Below are 20,191 nucleotides of genomic sequence, written 5' to 3'. Positions count from 1 at the left end.
GGCCGTCACGCTGGAGTCACCGCCACCACAACGCCCCGTTCCGCCGCAGGCACCGGCCGGACCGCGTTCGTCGTGGCCGCCGCCTCCGTCAGGTCGGCGAGCGGCGGCAGCGCGGCCCGCACCACCCCCACCCCCGCCGCGGCCGCCCGCTCGGCCAGCGCCACCTGAAGCGGCAGCAACGGGGCCAGCGCCGAGGTCAACGCATCGGCGATACGGCGGAGTTCGGGGGACGAGTCGCGCAGCACGTCCGCCGCCGCCCGTATCACCGGCGTGACCGCGAGCAGCGCCCCCGCCGTCACCCCGGCCACCGCGGGCAGCAACGGCGACTCCGCCTCCATCAGGTCCCCCAACGCGTCCGCCGCCTCCTGCACCGCCGGCTCCACCGCGTCGAGGATCGGCAGCAGACTGTCGCCCAGCGCGGCCAGCAACGCCTGCGCCGGGCGGCTCACGGGATGCACCGCGAGCGGCGCCCCGGTCGTCCCGAGCCTGGTCAGCGCGTCCACGATCCGGTAGAACGCCTCCTGCGCCTGTGGAGACGCGCTCGCCTCGGCGAGCTCCGCCGTGGTCTCGCGGAGCACACGCAGTGCCTCCGCCCCCGATCCGTCCCGTGGGTCGAAGGTGTTGAGGGCGATTCTGGTGATGTTCCTGGCCGTGTCGAGGAGTTGGCCGGTGATGTCGGTCGTGCTGCGCGCCATGCGCAGCACGTCATCCCTGCTGGGGAGCGACGGAATCGGGGACACGAGCCCTCCTCGCCACGCTCGGCACGTCGCCACATGGACTCGCCCGTCGGCTTCTTGTGGCGTCCTACGGCCTCAGCATGCCCCCTTCGGCCCGTCGGCGATGCCCCATCCGTGGCATCCATGGCGCCCGGGGGAGCCACTGTGGCTCCAAGGCCCTCTTGTTGCGGAAGAGTCGAACAGGTACACCTCGCCCTACCGACGTGTGCCCTACCGACCTGTACCGATCTCAGGCCCCCCACCGGAGGTACGACGCGTGCGCCTACCGAGACCTGTCCTGATCGCCACTGTCATCGCCACCGCGACCGGATCGCTTCTCCTCGCCCCGCACAGCGCCACAGCGGACCGCGAACCCCCGGTCCGTGAAGGAGCGGGCCGTGCAGGGGCGGACCAGCCGCAGGGCGCTGCCAAGGGCCCGGCGAACGCCGCCCGCAACGCCCTCACCAGCCCCGTCATCGACCTGTCCGGCTCCCACCTCGCCTCCGCCCGCCGGGGGTACCCGCGTGAGCAGGTCCTCTCCCCCGACCCGGAGAACTCGGCGGACAAGTCCATCAAGCTGGGGCTCACCCCGTACCACGCCATCGCTCCGAAGCTGAACGCCCTCCAGCGGCTCGGCGACCGCGTCAGCGTGGAGGTCGCGGGCCGCTCGGCCGGCGGTCACCGGCTCTACCTGGTCACCGTGACCGCTCCGGAGTCCGCCGGCCAGACCCTCGCCCAGGAGCGGATGCGCGAGCTCATCGAGAACGCGCCGGGGGCCGCGGCGAAGGACCCGGCCGTCAAGGCGACGTACAAGACGCCGGTCTCCTTCAACAACAACATCCACGGCGACGAGTGGGAGGGCACCGACGCCGCCCTCGATCTCATCGAGCGGCTCGCGAACGCGAAGGACGCCCCGACGGCCGACCTCCTCGCCCACAACCGTCTCTACTTCAACATCACGGCGAACCCGGACGGCCGTATCGCGGGCACCCGCGCCAACGCCAACGGCTTCGATCTGAACCGGGACTTCATCACCGCCTCGCAGCCAGAGGCGCGCGCGATCCGCCAGATCGCCATCGCCAAGCAGCCGGCCGTGATGCTAGATCTGCACGGGTACGTCAACGGCACCCTGATCGAGCCGACGACCCCGCCGCACGGCGAGAACTACGAGTACGACCTCTTCCTCAAGAACTCCTACGCCAACGCCCTCGGCATGGAGGCCGCCGTCAACGGCCTCGGTTATACCCCCGCGAAGGACGGTGTCGAGCCCGCCCAGATCCCCTTCCGCGACCAGCAGGAGGGCTGGGACGACTGGCCGCCGGTCTTCACACCCCAGTACCAGGCGTTCCACGGCGCGGTCGCCGCGCACACCGTGGAGATCCCGCTGACGGTGAACAACTCGGCGTACGACACCCTGCCCGTGGCCGAACTCCGCCGTCGCTCCGCCATCAACGTGGACGTGGCCGGCGCGGCCATGCGCGCGACGCTCGCCTACGCGCAGACCCACCGCGCCTCGATCATCGCCGACCAGATCGAGGTCTTCCGGCGGGGCGCGACGGGCGCGGCCCAGGTACCGGTCTCCGCGGACACGGTGCCGGGGGTGCCGGGCATCGGTCCCGAGGACGTCTACACGACCGACTTCCCGCGTGCCTACGTGATCCCGGCGGGCGGCGCCCAGCGTTCGGCCACGGCCGCCGCCCGTCTCGTCGACCACCTGCTGGCGGGCGACGTCCGCGTCACGCGCGCGACGCGCGACTTCCGGCTGGCCGGACGGTCGTACGCGAAGGGGTCGTACGTCGTCGACCTGCACCAGCCCAAACGCGGTCTGGCCAATGTGATGCTGGCCGACGGGCGGGACATCAGCGACAAGGTGTCGGTGATGTACGACATCTCGGGCTGGAGTCTGGGGCGGTTGTGGGGGGCGACGGTCGTGCCCGTGCGCGGCGGGGAGTTGTCGGCCGCGGCCGCCCTTCGGGTCGAGGCCGCCGCGCACGTCGGGTACGTCGCCCCGCGCGGCGATCTGCGGCTGCGTCTCGACACTCCGCAGGAGATCGCCTCCCTCAACTCCCTTCTGGAGCAGGGGGTTTCGGTGCGGCAGCTCGCGGACGGCAGTGTCTTCGTGCCGGGGTCGGCGCGGGCGCGGGCCGCCGCTCTCGCCCGTACGTACGACGTGGCCTTCGACGCGACGGAGGCGACCGGGGGCGGCCGGGAGACACCCTTGCACCGCGTCCGCGTCGCCGCGGCCGTCACCTCGGGTGAGCTCTTCGCGCTGCGGGAGATGAACTTCGACGTCGTGCCGGTGTCGACGGCCGTCCTGAACGCGGGCTTCGACTGGTCGGCGGTGGACGTGCTGTTCGTGTCGTCGGGGCTCGACCACGCCCGTTTGAACGAGGGCGCGCGGGCGGCGCTGGACGCCTTCCTCCACACCCACGGTCTCGTCGGTCGCGGGGCCGTCGGAGCGGCGCTCAACTCGGCGGCCGGGCTGCTGGTGGTGCGGCCGGTGGAGGGCAACGGTGACGCCAACGGCGTGGTGCGGGTGGTGAATTCGGGCGGCCCGCTCACCGCGAACGCGCCCGATCACGGCTTCGTCTACGCGCCGGTCTGGTTCACCGATCTCGGCCCCGGGGTGCGCGTCGAGCAGGCGTACGCACCGGGCGATCCGCTTGTTTCCGGCCATTGGCGCCCGCTGGCCGACGGGACCGGCGGGCCGACGGCCGCGGGCGGGCAGGCCGCTGTCGTCAGCGGTCCGCATGCCGTGCTCTTCGGTACGGAGCCGCTCTTCCGTGACCATCCGAAGGGGGAGTTCCCGCAGGTGGGAAGGGCACTGCTGACCGTGTCGTAAGACACCCCCGGCCGTCTCACGAGACAGGGCGGAGGCCGCACCCCACGTCCTAGGGTGCGGCCTCCGTCACGTACAACTACAACGAGCGTCTTCAGACGAGCGTCACGGTGCTGTCGGTCAGAGCTTGACGATCATCTTGCCGACGTTGTCGCCGCGCAGGACGCCGAAGAACGCCTCCAGGTTGTTCTCGATGCCCTCGACGACCGTCTCGCTGTACTTGAGCTCGCCGGAGCGGACCCAGGCGCCGACCTCCTCCACGAACTGCGACTGCAGGTCGTAGTGGTCGCCGACCAGGAAGCCCTCGATGCGGCCGCGGGTCTGGATGAGGCGGGCGAGGTTCTTCGGGCCGGGGACGGGCTCGGTGCTGTTGTAGACGGAGATCGCGCCGCAGATGGCGATACGGCCGTCCCGGTTGAGCTGGCCGATGGCCGCCTCCAGGTGGTCACCGCCGACGTTGTCGAAGTAGACGTCGACGCCGTCGGGGGCGGCGGCGCGCAGCTGCTCGCTGACCGGGCCGTTCTTGTAGTTGAAGGCGGCGTCGAAGCCGTACTCCTCGACGAGCAGCTTGACCTTCTCGTCGGAGCCGGCGGAGCCGATGACGCGCGAGGCGCCCTTGAGCTTGGCGATCTGGCCGACCTGGCTGCCGACGGCACCGGCGGCGCCGGAGACGAAGACGGAGTCGCCCTCCTTGAAGGAGGCGGTGCGCAGGAGGCCCGCGTAGGCGGTGAGGCCGGTCATACCGAGGACGCCGAGGTACGTCGACAGCGGCGCGGCCTGCGGGTCCACCTTGACGGCCTGCTTGGCGTCCACGACGGCGTACTCGCGCCAGCCGAAGAAGTGCAGGAGGTGGTCGCCCGCCTCGATGCCCTCGGCGTTGGAGGCGACGACCTCACCGACCGCGCCGCCCTGCATGACCTTGCCCAGCTCGAAGGGGGCGACGTAGGACTTGGCGGCGCTCATGCGGCCGCGCATGTACGGGTCGACGGACACGTACGCGTTCCGGACGAGGACCTGGCCCTCCCCCGGCTGCGGGACCTCGGCCTCGACCAGGGCGAAGTCCTCGGGCTTCGGCCAGCCGACCGGGCGGCTGACCAGGTGCCATTCGCGGTTGACGGCGGGAAGCTGGGTCTCGGTCATGAGGAGGTGCCTTTCCTACGTGCATGCACGGGTACGTGCGACTACGGCTCTAATACTTCAGTACCTGAAACAACCATGCTCCTCAATATTTCATGATGTCAAGTAACGGAGTAGCCTGGAACCCATGGCCACGCGAAGAACACCCCGTATCGACCCACTGACCCTTGAGGTCGTGAACCTCATCGGCACGGTCGTGGCCCGCTACCACGAGGAGTACGAGGACGCTGCCGCCGAGCATGCCCTGACCGGCGCGCAGGCGCGACTTCTGGGCCTGCTCTCGCTGGAGCCGCTGCCGATGCGACGGCTCGCCCAGCAGCTGAAGTGTGAGCCGTCGAACGTGACCGGGATCGTGGACCGGCTGGAGGCGCGGGGCCTGGTCGAGCGGCGCCCCGACCCGTCCGACCGCCGGGTGAAGCTGGCCGCGGCGACGGAGGAGGGCCGCCGTGTCGCGCGCTCCCTGCGCGACGCCCTCAACTTCGCCCGCGAGCCCCTGGCAGGCCTCTCCCACGAGGAGCGCCTGTCCCTCCGGGACCTCCTGCAGAGAATGCTCACGTCGTAGTTTTCGGGCGCGGCTGGGTGGGGGCTGGCCGCGCAGTTCCCCGCGCCCCTAAAGCTCGGGGCGAAGCCCCGTCTTAGGGGCGCGGGGAACTGCGCGAGCAACCCCCACCGGCCCGCAGCCGACAAACCCGCCCGCGGGTCTGGGGGCGGAGCCCCCAGTTTGAGAATCTCCCTACGTGCACCACCACAGGAAACGGTTGCACGTCTTCGAAGGCGAGGGCGCCGGCGTCGGCGCGGTCGAGGTCGGCGCGGCCGTCGGCCTGGGGGACGACTTCGGAGGAGTCGAGGACGCCGGGTCGGACGTCGCGGACGGCACCGTACCCGAACCCGTCGTCGCCGACGGCCCCTTCGTACCCTTGTCCTCGTCGTCCTTGGACTTGTCCCCCTTGGCGGACTTGGAGGCGGACGGCGAAGCCGACGCGTCCGGAGAGGCCGTCGCGGTCGACGTACCTCCGGACGAATCCCCCTTGCCGGAGATCGGCCGCGCCGTCCCGGCGTCCGAGGTCGCCGACCCGTCCGCCGACTCACCCCCGGCCGCGGCCGGCCTCGGCAGCAGCCCCGGCCCGTCTATGCCGAGCTCCGCGAGGCTCAGCCCACCCGCCGCCAGCACGAACCCCGCGGCGATGAACAGCACCCGACGCCGCCGCCGACGGTGCGCCGCGGCCTTCCGGTCACGCCGACTCGCCGCACCGGGACCCTCCGAGTCACGGCCCCGGCCACGTCCACGTCCACGGTTCCGCCGCCGGGCGGCGGCCCGCCCGGACCGCTCCCCCTCACCGTCCCCGTCTTCGTCGTCCCCGTCCTCGTCGTCGTAGTCCTCGTCACCGTCATCGCCGGCGCGGTTGTCGCTCTCATACAACGAGCCGACGCCGGCATCGACCGCCCCCGCGCCCGTTCCGCTACGCATGTCGGTCTTCTCCGCATGCGTGCGGAGCTGTTCGGCTGAGGTGCCGCACCCCGGGCAGGCAAGGGCGCCATTGAGGTGCCGTCGGCACGGGTCGCAGTAGTCCATGACGCCGGAAGACTAAGTTCCTCATAGGTAACGTGCATAGTCACAGCTGTGAAAGTTATGTAGGGAACTGCCTGTTCCGGCGCGCCGCGCCCCCCGTTCACAGCATCGCGCGCGCGACGGGCCGAGGCATACCGGCAAAATCCGTCGCCGATCGATGCGTTCGACCCATTGACACTCCAGGGGCCGCGTCTTTACTGTCACGCCAGCATTTCGAACGTGTGACGAAATTTCGAACAGAGCCGCAAGAGCACAGGGGGCAACTGCCGTGCGCATCACGGGAATCAGCACACACGTGGTCGGGACGCCCTGGCGCAACCTGACGTACGTCCAGGTGCACACCGACGAGGGCCTGACCGGAGTCGGCGAGACCCGCATGCTGGGCCACACCGACGCGCTGATCGGCTATCTGCGAGAGGCGGAGGCCAATCACATTCTCGGTTCCGACCCGTTCGCTGTCGAGGACCTCGTCCGACGGATGAAGTACGGCGACTACGGGCGCGCCGGCGAGATCGTGATGTCCGGCATCGCGGTCATCGAGATGGCCTGCTGGGACATCAAGGGCAAGGCCCTCGGCGTCCCCGTGTGGCAGCTGCTCGGTGGCAAGGTCACCGACAAGGTCAAGGCCTACGCCAATGGGTGGTACACGACGGAGCGGACTCCGGAGGCCTATCACAAGGCCGCCCAGGAGGTCGTGGCGCGCGGGTACAAGGCCCTGAAGATCGACCCCTTCGGGACCGGGCACTTCGAGCTCGACCACGAAGCCACCCTCTACTCCGTCTCGCTGATCGAGGCCGTGCGCGACGCGATCGGCCCCGAGGCCGAGCTGATGCTGGAGATGCACGGCCGCTTCTCCCCCTCCACCGCCGTCCGGCTCGCCCGCGAACTCGCGCCCTTCAAGCCCGCGTGGCTGGAGGAGCCGGTCCCGCCGGAGAACCTGAAGGCCCTGGAGAAGGTCGCCGCCAAGGTGGACATCCCGGTCGCCACCGGTGAGCGCATCCACGACCGCATCGAGTTCCGCGAGCTCTTCGAGAGCCAGGCCGTGGACATCATCCAGCCCGACGTCGGTCACATCGGCGGCATCTGGGAGACGCGGAAGCTGGCCGCCACGGCCGAGGCGCACTACGTCCTCGTCGCGCCGCACAACGTGGGCGGTCCCGTCCTCACCGCCGCCTCCCTCCAGGTCGGCTTCACCTCCCCCAACTTCAAGATCCTCGAGCACTTCAACGACTTCGCGGACGCGGAGATCAAGAAGGTCGTGAAGGGCGCCCCGCAGGTCGTCGACGGCTACTTCGAGCTGTCCCACGAGCCGGGTCTCGGCGTGGAGCTGGACGTCGACGCGGCGGCCGAGTTCCCGCAGCAGCAGGCCCGCTTCGACCTGTGGGCCGACGGCTGGGAACAGCGCAAGCCCAAGGGGACCCAGTGAGCACCGCGGTCGTCATCGAGGCGCCGGGCGAGCACCGGCTGATCGAGCACGAGCCGGTGCGGCCGGGTGCCGGTGAGGCCCTGGTCCGGGTCCACGCCGTGGGTATTTGCGGCAGCGACCGCGAGGTCTATCAGGGCAACCGTCCTGACGGGTACGTCCGTTATCCGCTCACGCCCGGCCACGAGTGGTCCGGGACCGTCGAGGCGGTCGGGGCCGGGGTACCGGAGTCGATCGTCGGCCGCAAGGTCGTCGGTGAGGGCTTCCGCAACTGCCAGGTCTGCGACCGCTGCCACGCGGGCGAGACAACGCTGTGCACCGCGGGGTACGAGGAGACCGGGTTCACCCAGCCGGGTGCGATGGCCTCCACGCTGACCCTCCCGGCCCGGCTGCTGCACGTCCTGCCGGACGACGCCGACCTCACGGCGGCGGCCCTTCTGGAGCCCGCCGCCTGCATCGCGGCCGCCGCGCTGAAGGCGAACGCCCGGCCCGGTGAACGGGTCGCCGTGGTCGGGACCGGCACGCTCGGGATGTTCGCGATCCAGTTCCTGAAGGCGAATTCCCCGGCCGAACTGCTGGTGGTCGGGACCCGGCCGGACCGGGCGGCGCTGTCGAAGGACTTCGGCGCCACCGACTTCCGTACGAAGGACCAGGAGCTGCCCGACGACTTCGATGTCGTCATCGAGACCGCCGGGTCCGCGTCCGCCGCGCGCACCGCTGCCTCCCTGCTGAGGCGCGGCGGACGCCTGGTCCTCACGGGGATCCCGGCGCCGGGTGCGGAGGGGCTCGACCCCACCGATCTCGTCGTACGACAGCTGGAGGTGCACACCGTGTTCGGGGCGCCGCCGGCGGCCTGGGCGCACACCGTGCGGGTCTTCGGGGCCGGGCTGCTCAGCCCGTTGCCGCTGGTCACGCACGAGCTGCCGCTCGCCGAGTTCCCCCAGGCGATCGAGTTGGTGGGGTCCGGCGACCCCAAGGTCGGAAAGGTCCTGCTGAAGCCGTAGTTCCGCGCCCCCCGAGCCGTACGCCGGTACGGAGTCACCTGACGGCTCCGTACCGGCGTACCACCCGGGCCCCGCACTCCCAAGGTCGCGAACCTCGTTCGAAATATCGAACGCATCTGCACGCGCACCACACCCGTACGCGCACCACATCTGTACGCGCCACCCTCGAACGCGAAGGACAGCCAGTGACCGACGCCGCCCCTACGGCAGCCCGTCGACCCGGCGAGCAGGCGCTCGCCGCGCTCGGCCTGGGCGCGCCCGCCCTCTCTCCCGCCGACGCCTCGCCGCACACCTTCCCGGGGGGAGGCCGCTGGCGTACCGAGGTTCCCTCCGTGGAGGGGCCCGAGGCCCTGGCCGTGGTCCTCAAGGAGTCCTCACGGCTCGACGTACCGATCCACCGGATCAGCCAGGGCAGCGGTGTCTGGATGCTGACCGACGCCGAGATCACCGAGATGGTCGAGGCCACCGGTGAGCGCGACATCGAGCTGTGTCTGTTCACCGGGCCGCGCGGCACCTGGGACACCGGCGCCTCCGTGCGGACCGACTCGCGCGGCGCGGGCCTGCGGGCCCGTGGCCATGACGCGGTGGCCGGCTGCGTCGAAGACGCCGTCCGGGCAACGGAGTTGGGCGTAAAGTGTCTCCTCGTCGCCGACGAGGGCGTGTTGTGGACCCTGCACCGGGCGCGCACCGCCGGGATCATCCCGGCCGACACGACCCTCAAGCTCTCGGCACTGGTAGGGCCGGTCAACCCGGCCTCGTACGCGGTGTACGAGAACCTCGGCGCGGACTCCATCAACGTTCCGAGCGATCTGACGCTTGCTCACCTCACAGAAATACGGCGAGTTTCGGCCGCTCCCATGGACATGTACATCGAGGCTCCCGACGATCTCGGCGGCTACGTGCGCATGTACGAGGTCGCCGAGCTGATCCGGCGCGGCGCGCCTCTGTACCTCAAGTTCGGCCTGTCCAAAGCCCCCGGAATCTACCCGTACGGGCACCACTTGCGGGACCTGACGCTGAACACCGCGAAGGAGCGGGTGCGGCGTGGTCGACTCGCCCTGGACCTGCTCGCACGGCATGGAGCGGACGGCGACATGGCTCCGCTCGGTTCACGAATGCCCGGATCTCTCACCCGCTTTGACACTCCCTCATAACGTTCGCACAAACCCTCTTCACACAAGCCGACACAGCCGCGCACAATCCCACACAACTCCTCTGGGTTTTTCCCTCGCAACGCTCTCGGAGCATCCCCGTAACGCGAGACCGAGCCCGGCCCAAGACATCAAGGATGATGATCATGCGCAACCGCAGAGCCGCCCTCACCGCCATCGCCGGCGCGGCCTCTCTCGCCCTCACCCTGACCGCCTGCGGCCAGAACAGCGACGGCGGCAGCAAGGACTCCGACAGCAAGGACGCCAAGGGCGGCACGATCGGCATCTCCATGCCGACCAAGTCCTCCGAGCGCTGGATCGCCGACGGCAAGAATGTGGTCACGGACCTTGAGGCGAAGGGGTACAAGACCAAGCTGGCCTACGGCGAGGACGACCCGGACACGCAGGTCTCGCAGATCGAGAACATGATCACGCAGGGCGTGAAGGCCTTGATCATCGCGGCCATCGACAACAAGTCGATGAACAACGTGCTCCAGCAGGCCGCCGACGCCAAGATCCCGGTCATCTCCTACGACCGCCTGATCCTCGGCTCCAAGAACGTCGACTACTACGCGTCCTTCGACAACGAGAAGGTCGGCACGCTCCAGGGCAACTACATCCTGCAGAAGCTCGGTCTCGCGGACGGTTCCAAGAAGGGCCCGTTCAACATCGAGCTCTTCGCCGGCTCGAACGACGACAACAACACGAAGTACTTCTTCGGCGGCGCGATGAAGGCTCTGCAGCCCTACATCGACAAGAAGCAGCTCGTCGTCAAGTCCGGCCAGACCGCGCTGAACCAGGTCACCACCTTGCGCTGGGACGGCGGCACCGCCCAGAAGCGCATGGACGACATCCTGACCTCGTCGTACAAGAGCGCCAAGGTCGACGCGGTGCTCTCGCCCTACGACGGCATCTCCATCGGCATCCTCTCCTCGCTGAAGTCGGACGACTACGGCTCCAAGAACAAGCCGCTGCCGGTCGTCACCGGTCAGGACGCCGAGCTGGCCTCGGTGAAGTCGATCATCTCGGGTGAGCAGACGCAGACCGTCTACAAGGACATCCGCAAGCTGGCCAAGGTGGCCACGGACATGGTCGACGCGGCCCTCAACAACAAGAAGCCCGAGATCAACGACGACAAGACGTACGACAACGGCACCAAGGTCGTCCCCGCCTACCTGCTGCAGCCGGTCAGCGTCGACAAGACCAACTACGAGAAGGAACTCGTCGCCACCGGCTACTACAAGGACAGCGACCTCAAGTAACCGCCACCTCCTAGTGATTGGAAGGCACGACCATGGCGGGACCCGTCCTGGAAATGCGCTCGATCGTCAAGACCTTTCCCGGCGTCAAGGCGCTGTCGGACGTCACTCTGACCGTCCAGCAGGGCGAGGTCCATGCCATCTGCGGGGAGAACGGCGCCGGCAAGTCGACCTTGATGAAGGTCCTCTCCGGCGTCCACCCGCACGGATCGTACGAGGGGGACATCCTCTTCGAGGGAGAGGTCTGCTCGTTCAAGGACATCAGGGCCAGTGAGCACCACGGCATCGTGATCATCCACCAGGAGCTGGCCCTGGTGCCCTATCTCTCCATCGCGGAGAACATCTTCCTCGGCAACGAGCACGCCACGCGCGGACTCATCAGCTGGACCGAGACGCTGCGCCACGCCGCCGAACTGCTGCGGCGGGTCGGACTCGACGAGAACCCGCAGACCCGTGTCGCCGACATCGGCGTGGGCAAGCAGCAGCTCGTCGAGATCGCCAAGGCGCTGTCGAAGCAGGTGAAGCTGCTCATCCTGGATGAGCCGACGGCCGCCCTGAACGACGAGGACAGCGGCAAACTCCTGGATCTCATCCTGGAGTTGAAGAAGCAGGGCATCACCTCGATCATCATCTCCCACAAGCTGAACGAGATCGAGCGGGTCGCGGACTCGGTGACCATCCTGCGCGACGGCCGGACCATCGAGACACTCGACGTGAAGGCCGCGGAGACCACCGAGGACCGGATCATCAGTGGCATGGTGGGCCGCGACCTCGAACACCGCTTCCCGGAGCGGACGCCGCACACGCCGGAGGAGGGCGCCGCGCCCGCCCTGGAGATCCGTGACTGGACCGTGTTCCACCCGATCGACCAGCAGCGCAAGGTGGTCGACGACGTGTCGATCTCCGTGCGGCGCGGTGAGATCGTCGGCATCGCGGGGCTCATGGGCGCCGGACGCACCGAACTGGCGATGAACGTCTTCGGACGCACCTACGGCCGGTACGCGGGCGGCACGGTGCTCAAGGACGGCAAGGAGATCCGTACGAAGACCGTGTCCGAAGCGGTCGGACACGGGATCGCGTACGTCACCGAGGACCGCAAGCACTACGGCCTCAACCTCATCGACACCATCAACCGCAACATCACGCTCAGTGCCCTGGGCAAGGTGGCCAAGCGCGGGATCGTCGACGAGCACGAGGAGCGGCAGGTCTCCGAGGGCTTCCGCAAGTCCATGAACATCAAGGCGCCGACCGTCTTCGAGCCGGTGGGCAAGCTGTCGGGCGGCAACCAACAGAAGGTCGTCCTCAGCAAGTGGATCTTCGCGGGCCCCGAGGTGCTGATCCTCGACGAGCCGACCCGCGGGATCGACGTGGGCGCCAAGTTCGAGATCTACACGGTCATCGACAAGCTGGCGGCCGAGGGCAAGGCGGTCGTCTTCATCTCCTCCGAGCTCCCGGAGCTGCTCGGAATGTGCGACCGCATCTACACCATGGCCGCAGGACGGCTGACGGGTGAGTTCTCGCGGGCGGAGGCCTCGCAGGAATCGCTGATGCGCCAGATGACGAAGGACAAAGAGGTAACCCGATGAGCACGGATGTGACCGCCAAGACGCCGGCCCCGGCGCCGCCCGGCAAGAGCGGCTCGGCCACGGGCGAGGGCCTGCTTCAGCTGATGCTGGACGGCATGCGCCGCAACATGCGGCAGTACGGCATGCTGTTCGCCCTCGGTCTGATCGTGGTGCTGTTCGCCGTATGGACCGACGGAGACCTGCTGCTGCCGCGCAACGTCTCCAACCTGGTGCTGCAGAACAGCTACATCCTGATCCTCGCGATCGGCATGATGCTCGTCATCATCGCGGGCCACATCGACCTGTCGGTCGGCTCGCTGACGGCGTTCGTGGGCGCGATGGGCGCCGTACTGATGGTCAATCACGACATCTCCTGGCCAATCGCCCTGGTGCTGTGCCTGGCCATAGGCGCGGCCGCGGGCGCCGCGCAGGGGTTCTTCATCGCGTATCTCGGCATGCCGTCGTTCATCGTGACCCTGGCGGGCATGCTGACCTTCCGCGGTCTGACCGAGATCTTCCTCAAGGGCCAGACGATCGGCCCGTTCCCGGACGGTCTGCAGAAGGTCGCCAACGGCTTCCTGCCCGAGGTCGGCCCCAACACCAACTACCACAACCTCACCCTGCTGCTCGGCATCGGTCTGATCGTGTTCGTGGTGTTCCAGGAGGTCCGCGACCGCAAGCGGCAGCAGGAGTTCTCGCTCGACGTACTGCCGACGAACCTCTTCTACCTCAAGCTCGTCGCGCTGGTCGCCGCCGTGCTCACCGTCACCATGCTGCTCGCCAGCTACAAGGGCGCTCCGGTGGTCCTGCTGATCCTCGGCGTCCTGGTCGTCGGCTTCGGCTACCTGATGCGCAACTCGGTCATCGGCCGGCACGTCTACGCGATCGGCGGCAACCTCCCGGCGGCCAAGCTGTCGGGTGTGAAGGACAAGAAGGTCGTCTTCCTGCTCTTCCTGAACATGGGCATGCTCGCGGCCCTGGCGGGTCTGGTCTTCGCCGCCCGCTTCAACGCGGCCTCGCCCAAGGCCGGTCTGAACTTCGAACTCGAGGCGATCGCGGCCTCGTTCATCGGCGGCGCGTCGATGAGCGGCGGCGTGGGCACGGTCCTCGGCGCGATCATCGGTGGTCTCGTCCTGGGCGTGCTGAACAACGGTATGAACCTCGTCGGCATCGGCTCCGACTGGCAGCAGGTCATCAAGGGACTGGTACTGCTGGCCGCGGTCGGCTTCGACGTGTGGAACAAGCGCAAGGTCGGTTCGTAAACGACAGGGGCCCCGCCGACCGGCGGGGCCCCATGTCCTTGCAGGACTCGGCTTCCTTCACTGCAGGAGCCGCACGTGACTCCGCCTGCCAGCCCGAAGGCAGCGGGCTTCCAGCCCGAAGGCTGCGGTCCAGCCCGAACCTGTCCCCGAAGGAACAACAGAAAGATACCGCACAACTACGCACCGCACAGGCCGGGGAAGCGATTCCCCCATTTACCAGGAGCCGCAATGGAAACGAGCAGACGTACGGTCATCGCCGCGGCCGCGGCCACGGGTCTCACCGCCGCCACGGTCGGCACCGCCCACGCGAGCACGGGAGGCAGGAAGCCGGTGAAGGAGCTCTTCGGCAAGCTCGCCGACGGCACCAAGGTCTACCGCTGGTCGCTGGAGAACGGCGGTACGCGGCTGAAGGTCATCTCCTACGGCGGCATCGTCCAGTCCCTGGAGATCCCCGACCGGCACGGGCGCTACGCCAACGTCTCCCTCGGGTACGACAACCTCGCCTCGTACGTCGCCGGGACGACGTTCTTCGGGGCGACGATCGGCCGCTACGGCAACCGTATCGCCAAGGGACAGTTCACCCTGGACGGCAAGGCCTACCAGCTCTCCGTCAACGACGGCGTGAACAGCCTGCACGGCGGTGCCAAGGGCTTCAACACCAAGGTGTGGGACATCGAGGGCTTCACCTCGGGCTCCGACGTCGGCCTGCACCTCCACTACACCAGCGTCGACGGTGAGATGGGCTACCCGGGCACGCTCAAGGTGAAGGTGACCTACACCCTCACCAAGCACGGCGACTGGCGCATCGACTACCAGGCCACCACCGACAAGGCCACGGTCGTCAACCTCACCAACCACACGTACTACAACCTCGCCGGTGAGGGCAGCGGCGGCATCTACGACCACGAGCTCCACCTGGCCGCGGGCCGCTTCACGCCCACCGACTCGGGGCTGATCCCCACCGGTGAGCTGGCCAAGGTCGCGGGCACCCCCTTCGACTTCCGCAAGGCCAAGCCGATCGGCCGGGACATCCGCGTCGGCCACCCCCAACTGGTCACCGCCAAGGGCTTCGACCACAACTGGGTCCTCGACAAGGGCGTCACCGCCCGGCCCGAGCACATCGCGACCCTGCGCGACCCGAAGTCCGGCCGCACCCTGAAGATCGCGACGGACCAGCCGGGCGTGCAGTTCTACTCGGGCAACTTCCTGGACGGCACTCTGGTCGGCCCCTCCGGTCACACCTACCGGCAGGGCGACGGCATGTGCCTGGAGACCCAGCACTTCCCGGACTCGCCGAACCACCCGTCGTTCCCCTCGACGGTGCTGCGACCTGGGCAGACGTACCGCACGACGACGGTCCATTCGTTCAGCGCGTGACGTCCGCCTGACATTCGCGTGACATCGGGGCCTCGGTGGGTGACGCCACCGGGGCCCTTTTGGTTGCCGGGAAAAGTCGACCCTTACTCAATCCTCACGAGTTGAACGGCGCCCCCTCCGCATCCGTATGAGAGGGCGGCCCGTGCTCCCCCGCGCGGGCCACCCAGAGACCGGAGGTTCCATGGCCGACAACGTCGCCTCGCTGTTCCGCGGTACTGCGGCGCACAGCCCCTCGATGGCTGCGCTGGCCCGCGAGAGCGATGGAGTCGGCCCGATCGACTTCTGCATCCCGTGCAACCCGTACTTCCCCACCCCCGGCATGTTCGACGAACTGGCCGGGCGGCTGCGCGAGATCATCACGTACTACCCGAGCAGCGCCGACACGATCACGGCCGAGCTGTGCGCGCTGCTCCAACTCCCGCCGAGCTGCGTCGCGATGGGCAACGGCTCCACCGAGCTGATCACCTGGATCGACCACCTGCTCGTGCGCGAGTCCCTCGCCATCCCCGTCCCCACCTTCGGCCGCTGGACCGACCAGCCCATGGAGACCGGCAAGCGGGTCGACATGTTCCCGCTCATGGAGTCCAACGGCTTCGCTCTGGACCCGGCCCAGTACATCGAGTTCATCCGCGCCCGCGGCACCCGTGTCGCCGTCATCTGCAACCCCAACAACCCCGACGGCGGCTTCCTCACCCGCCGCGCGCTGGTCAACTTCATGGATCAGCTCCAGGACCTGGACCTGATCGTCATCGACGAGTCGTTCCTGGAGTTCGCCGACGCCGAGAGCGATCCGAGCGTCGTGGAAGAGGCCGTCCTGCGGCCCAACGTCATCGTCCTGCGCAGCCTCGGCAAGAACTTCGGCCTGCACGGCATCCGCTTCGGCTACCTCGTGGCCAACCCCGCGCTCGCCGGCAAGGTCCGCTCCATGCTGCCCAAGTGGAACCTCAACTCCTTCGCCGAGACCGTGGTGTTCATGCTCAAGGAGCACGGGCAGGAGTACATGGAGAGCCTGCACATGGTGCGCCGCGACCGCCTCGACATGGCCCGCCAGCTCTCGGCGCTCCCCGGCCTGACGGTCTACCCCTCGCAGGGCAACTTCCTCTTCGTACGGCTTCCCGTGGGCGCCGAGGGCACCGTCGTCCGCGACCGGCTGCTGAGCGAGCACCGGATCCTGGTCCGTGAGTGCGGCAACAAGATCGGCTCGTCCAGTCGCTTCCTGAGACTCGTGGTGCGCCCCGAGACGGACGTGCGTCGCCTGGTGTCCGGAATGGAACAGGTGCTCTACGGGTCCAGGAGGGGAGCCGCCGTACCCGAGCTGGGCACAGGGACCAGCTACAGCTCGGGTACGGCGGCGGTGGACCGTCTGATCAGCGAGACGAACGGGGTCGGCATGCCGCTGGCCGCGCAGGCCGCCGCGATGCCGAGCCTGCCGCCCGCCCAGACCTGGCCGGGCCCGGCCCCGGCGCAGGCCCCCACCGGTATGCCGGGCCTGGCCCCCGCCCCGGCCGCCGCGATGATGCCGCCCCAGCAGCAGCCCGCGGCACGGATGCCCGCGCCTGCCCCGCAGCAGCAGCCCATGCCGGCGGTCGCGCAGATGCCCGGCGTCGCCCAGATGCCAGGGGTGGCCCAGATGCAGCCGGCCGCCCAGATGATGCCGCAGGCGCCGCAGATGTCCCCGGTCGCTCAGATGGCGCAGATGGCCCAGACCGCACAGGCTCAGGCCCAGGCACAGCGACAGCAGGCGCCGATCCCCGCCGTCGCCCAGGCCCCGTCACCGGCGGCCCAGGCGCAGGCGCGGTCGATGCAGCCGCCGCCCCAGCCGCCGGCGATGCCCGCCATGTCCCCCGCCCCGGCCGCGGGGCTGGGCCAGACCGGCATGCCGGGTCTGCGCAACCGGGGCCTGACCGCCGCCCAGGTACGAGGCCGCACCGAGCCGGAACCGGCACCCGCACCCCAGCCCACGGGCTGGCCGGCGGCGGGCGCGATGTACAACCAGGTCAGCTAGGGCCTGTCGTTCGGATCAGGTCTGGGCCGCGGGATCCGGCACAGGCGGCCCGCTCGTCCCCCTGACCAGGGACAGCCACCCCGGGCAGATCGACCTCGGCGCGGACGGTCTTGCCGGGCGGCTCCCGGTCCAGCACCTCCCAACGGTCGGCGACCGCCTCGACGAGCACGAGCCCCCGCCCGCCTTCGTCGAGGGGACGCACAGGCGGTACGACACCCGGTCCCGGCGGGCGCGGCCCACTGCGTGTGTCGGTGACCTCGACGCGGACGCTGCCCGTGACGAGGGACAGCCGCAGCTCGAAGTCCCGCCCCGGCACCCGCCCGTGGGTGACCGCGTTGGCGGCGAGCTCGGCGACGATCAGGGCGACGGCGTCGGAGGCGTCCGTGCCGTGCGGGATGCCCCAGGCGTGCAGCTGGTTCAGGGCGAGGTGACGTGCGAGGCGGGCGCCGCGCGGGGTGGCGCTGAGCTGCTGGATGAACACACGTACGGTAACCGGGTGTTGCTGGGTGGATGGTGCGGTCATGCGCCCAATCTGGCGGTGATCACGCCCGCTTCACCAGGTCCGCGCCGCGTACGCTGCGCGAGCGTACGCGGTTACGGACTGGACAGTACTGGTCACTGGGCGTAACCATGGGGTGCGGGAGGTGACCCATGGTGGTCGATGGCGCGGTGGGGACGGGTGGAGAACCCGAGTCGTCGGACAGTCTGCGGACGTTCGGGGCGGTCGTACAGGCCCTGCGGGAGCATGCGGGGCTGAGCCGGGAGGAGTTCGGGGAACGGGTGCGGTTCTCCAAACACACGGTGGCGTCCGTGGAGTTGGGGCGGAGGATGCCGGATCCGACGTTCGTGGAACGGGCGGAGGAGGTGCTGGGCAACACGGGGGCGTTACGGAAGGCGGCGGGGCATCTGGCGAGGCAGCCGGGGTTGGCGGCGTGGTTTCGGCAGTGGGCGAGGCTGGAGACGACCGCGATCACCCTCTACACCTATGAGTGCCGGTTGATCCCGGGGTTGTTGCAGACGGAGGCGTACTCGCGGACGTTGTTCACGAACCAGCTGCCGCCACTGGACGACGAGCAGATCGAAGCGCAGTGGGTGGCGCGGGCGGCACGGCAACGATTGCTGCGCGAGAGGCCCAATACGGCGTTCGGCTTCATCCTGGAGGAGGGGGTCTTCCTACGGCACACGGGCGGGGTGGAGGTCACGCGAGAACTCACCGATCATGTACTGGCGATTGCCAAGCTGCGTAACGTCGAGATCCAGGTCATGCCGCAGGTACGGCAGACGCACGCGGGGCTCGACGGCCCCATGCAGTTGCTGGAGACGCCTGACAACCGGCGGTTCGCCTACTGCGAAGGGCAAGAGAGCGGCCAGCTCATCGCTGATCCAAAAGTCGTCAGCATGCTCCAGATGCGGTATGCCAGGATGCGTTCACAGGCTCTCACCCTTGAAGACTCCGTGAGCCTGTTGCAGCGGATGCGAGGAGCATTATGAGCACCAGCGAACTGGCGTGGTTCAAGTCGAGCTACAGCAGCGGCGGTTCCGGCGACTGCGTCGAGGTCGCCACCTGCCCCTCCACCATCCACGTCCGCGACTCCAAGAACACGCACGGCCCCCACCTCACCCTCTCCCCCACCACCTGGACCGACTTCCTCACGTACGCCGCAGGCGCGCGTCACTAACCGTGAGCAGGACGCCGGCGGTGCCAGCCGCCGCCTCCCGGCTGTCCCACAAAGAACTTGACGGGCCGTCACTTTGCCGTACTGACAGCTGACCGACAGCAACCGTTTCTACGGTGCCGTGTTCATGACAGACACTTCAGAAACCCCACTCGGGCGTCGCACCGTACTGATCGCCACGGGAGCCACGGCCGCAGCGCTGGTCGTGGGCGCCGCAGCACCTGAAGCCCCCACAACCGACACGGCGGACGCGACCCCCGTCGCCGCGGCGGCCGTCTGCACCCTCACGAAGAAGCTGACCGAAGGCCCCTACTACCTGGACGGCGCCCTGGTCCGCGCCGATGTCACCGAAGGCAAGGCCGGAATCCCGCTCAAACTCGCGCTCACCGTCGTCGACGACGACACCTGCGCCCCGCTCTCCGGCGCCCTCGTGGAGATCTGGCACAGCGACGCGCTGGGCGAGTACTCCGGCTTCGTCGGCAACAACGGCCACAGCGAACCGGACGACGGCACGTTCCTGCGGGGCGGCGTGCTGTCCGGCACCGACGGGGTGGCGCACCTGACGACCATCTACCCCGGCTGGTACCGGGGTCGCTGCGTCCACATCCACGTCAAGGTGCACACAGGAGTCACGCTCACCTCGGACGGCAGCTTCACCGGCGGCCGTGAGATCCACACCGGCCAGCTCTTCATCAACGAAACGATCACGGTGGCGGTGGCCAAGCTCTCCCCGTACTCCACGAACACGGTCACCCGCACCACCCTCGCCCAGGACTCGATCTACGACGACGGAGGCGCCGCGTCAGGCCTCCTCACGCTGACGCCCCTGGGCAGCACGACGGCATCGGGCTACACGGGCACGCTGACGCTCGGCGTGGAAACCAGCTGACACCGCACGAGGGCCCCGCCGGAAGCCCGGCGGGGCCCTCACCGATAACACCACGATCATCTCAATTGATCTGTGGATCTATGGACGCACATTCCCCTGAATGCCCGAATGCCTTACACCCTATGGTGCTCGTTATTCAGACGTGACTCCAAAAGATATGCACGCAAACGACTGGCTCGACACCGTCGACGGGAGGACACGCCTGGAGCACTGCGCGGACCTGCTCGAGGAGTTCCTCAAGGCCATGAACCGCATGGAGACCGAATACCTCCGGGCCGCGTGGGACGGACACACCGCAGACGGATCCCTCTGAGCCGG

The 20,191-nt window shown here is 68.8% G+C and carries 18 protein-coding genes; 14 read left to right on the top strand and 4 right to left on the bottom strand.

Features of this window, described 5'->3' with window-relative positions; all coding sequences use genetic code 11:
• Positions 1 to 5 precede the first annotated feature (5 nt).
• On the bottom strand, positions 6 to 740 hold the full coding sequence (locus OG819_RS21720) for a hypothetical protein (protein ID WP_266650895.1): 735 nt from the start codon (positions 738 to 740) through the stop codon (positions 6 to 8).
• Positions 741 to 993: 253 nt separating this feature from the next.
• Between OG819_RS21720 and OG819_RS21715 the strand changes: the two genes are divergently transcribed.
• On the top strand, positions 994 to 3,558 hold the full coding sequence (locus tag OG819_RS21715; RefSeq protein ID WP_266650894.1) for a M14 family zinc carboxypeptidase: 2,565 nt from the start codon (positions 994 to 996) through the stop codon (positions 3,556 to 3,558).
• A 117-nt stretch (positions 3,559 to 3,675) separates the two neighbouring features.
• Here the strand turns inward: OG819_RS21715 and OG819_RS21710 are convergent, their stop codons facing one another.
• On the bottom strand, positions 3,676 to 4,695 hold the full coding sequence (locus tag OG819_RS21710; protein WP_266624504.1) for an NADP-dependent oxidoreductase: 1,020 nt from the start codon (positions 4,693 to 4,695) through the stop codon (positions 3,676 to 3,678).
• Between the two features lie 124 nt (positions 4,696 to 4,819).
• Here OG819_RS21710 and OG819_RS21705 point away from each other — a divergent pair, with 124 nt between their 5' ends.
• Complete coding sequence (locus tag OG819_RS21705; protein ID WP_266414193.1) at positions 4,820 to 5,254, top strand: MarR family winged helix-turn-helix transcriptional regulator; 435 nt, start codon at positions 4,820 to 4,822, stop codon at positions 5,252 to 5,254.
• A gap of 171 nt (positions 5,255 to 5,425) precedes the next feature.
• On the opposite strand, the gene OG819_RS21700 is transcribed toward OG819_RS21705, so the two are convergent.
• A complete protein-coding gene (locus tag OG819_RS21700; protein ID WP_266650893.1) occupies positions 5,426 to 6,265 on the bottom strand; it encodes a hypothetical protein in 840 nt (279 codons plus the stop codon).
• Between the two features lie 265 nt (positions 6,266 to 6,530).
• Between OG819_RS21700 and OG819_RS21695 the strand changes: the two genes are divergently transcribed.
• The 8 genes from OG819_RS21695 (at position 6,531) to OG819_RS21660 (ending at position 17,308) form a co-directional block, all read left to right on the top strand.
• Positions 6,531 to 7,688: a mandelate racemase/muconate lactonizing enzyme family protein gene (locus OG819_RS21695; protein ID WP_266414190.1), complete on the top strand. Its 1,158-nt coding sequence runs from the start codon at positions 6,531 to 6,533 to the stop codon at positions 7,686 to 7,688.
• Positions 7,685 to 8,689 carry an alcohol dehydrogenase catalytic domain-containing protein gene (locus OG819_RS21690; RefSeq protein ID WP_266650892.1) on the top strand — a complete coding sequence of 335 codons (1,005 nt, stop codon included), beginning with the start codon at positions 7,685 to 7,687 and terminating at the stop codon, positions 8,687 to 8,689. Before OG819_RS21695 ends, OG819_RS21690 begins: the two co-directional genes overlap by 4 nt.
• Before the next feature lie 185 nt (positions 8,690 to 8,874).
• Positions 8,875 to 9,843 (top strand): hypothetical protein, encoded by a 969-nt coding sequence (locus OG819_RS21685; RefSeq protein WP_266650891.1) that lies wholly within the window; start codon positions 8,875 to 8,877, stop codon positions 9,841 to 9,843.
• A 137-nt stretch (positions 9,844 to 9,980) separates the two neighbouring features.
• The gene (gene chvE / locus OG819_RS21680; protein WP_266650890.1) at positions 9,981 to 11,102 is read left to right on the top strand and encodes a multiple monosaccharide ABC transporter substrate-binding protein; all 1,122 of its coding nucleotides are present in this window, start codon (positions 9,981 to 9,983) and stop codon (positions 11,100 to 11,102) included.
• A gap of 32 nt (positions 11,103 to 11,134) precedes the next feature.
• Positions 11,135 to 12,685 carry a multiple monosaccharide ABC transporter ATP-binding protein gene (gene mmsA, locus OG819_RS21675; RefSeq protein WP_266414187.1) on the top strand — a complete coding sequence of 517 codons (1,551 nt, stop codon included), beginning with the start codon at positions 11,135 to 11,137 and terminating at the stop codon, positions 12,683 to 12,685.
• Positions 12,682 to 13,926: a multiple monosaccharide ABC transporter permease gene (gene mmsB / locus OG819_RS21670; protein WP_266414186.1), complete on the top strand. Its 1,245-nt coding sequence runs from the start codon at positions 12,682 to 12,684 to the stop codon at positions 13,924 to 13,926. Before mmsA ends, mmsB begins: the two co-directional genes overlap by 4 nt.
• Before the next feature lie 228 nt (positions 13,927 to 14,154).
• Positions 14,155 to 15,303: an aldose epimerase family protein gene (locus tag OG819_RS21665; protein WP_266650889.1), complete on the top strand. Its 1,149-nt coding sequence runs from the start codon at positions 14,155 to 14,157 to the stop codon at positions 15,301 to 15,303.
• A gap of 181 nt (positions 15,304 to 15,484) precedes the next feature.
• Entirely contained in the window at positions 15,485 to 17,308 is a 1,824-nt protein-coding gene (locus OG819_RS21660) for a histidinol-phosphate transaminase (RefSeq protein WP_266650888.1), read from the top strand.
• Here OG819_RS21660 and OG819_RS21655 read toward each other — a convergent pair.
• The gene (locus OG819_RS21655; RefSeq protein WP_266650887.1) at positions 17,301 to 17,831 is read right to left on the bottom strand and encodes an ATP-binding protein; all 531 of its coding nucleotides are present in this window, start codon (positions 17,829 to 17,831) and stop codon (positions 17,301 to 17,303) included. The genes OG819_RS21660 and OG819_RS21655 overlap by 8 nt on opposite strands.
• 128 nt (positions 17,832 to 17,959) lie before the next feature.
• Between OG819_RS21655 and OG819_RS21650 the strand changes: the two genes are divergently transcribed.
• From OG819_RS21650 to OG819_RS21635, 4 genes are all read left to right on the top strand, one after another.
• The gene (locus OG819_RS21650) at positions 17,960 to 18,799 is read left to right on the top strand and encodes a helix-turn-helix transcriptional regulator (RefSeq protein ID WP_266650886.1); all 840 of its coding nucleotides are present in this window, start codon (positions 17,960 to 17,962) and stop codon (positions 18,797 to 18,799) included.
• Entirely contained in the window at positions 18,796 to 18,987 is a 192-nt protein-coding gene (locus tag OG819_RS21645; RefSeq protein ID WP_266650885.1) for a DUF397 domain-containing protein, read from the top strand. Before OG819_RS21650 ends, OG819_RS21645 begins: the two co-directional genes overlap by 4 nt.
• A 124-nt stretch (positions 18,988 to 19,111) precedes the next feature.
• On the top strand, positions 19,112 to 19,873 hold the full coding sequence (locus OG819_RS21640; RefSeq protein WP_266650884.1) for an intradiol ring-cleavage dioxygenase: 762 nt from the start codon (positions 19,112 to 19,114) through the stop codon (positions 19,871 to 19,873).
• A gap of 157 nt (positions 19,874 to 20,030) precedes the next feature.
• The gene (locus OG819_RS21635; protein ID WP_266582330.1) at positions 20,031 to 20,186 is read left to right on the top strand and encodes a hypothetical protein; all 156 of its coding nucleotides are present in this window, start codon (positions 20,031 to 20,033) and stop codon (positions 20,184 to 20,186) included.
• The last annotated feature ends 5 nt before the right edge of the window (positions 20,187 to 20,191 follow it).

The organism is Streptomyces sp. NBC_01549 (assembly GCF_026339955.1).
GTDB lineage: Bacteria > Actinomycetota > Actinomycetes > Streptomycetales > Streptomycetaceae > Streptomyces.
Note: the sequence above shows the minus strand (reverse complement) of the source record. Positions and strands in the feature narration are given on the sequence as shown.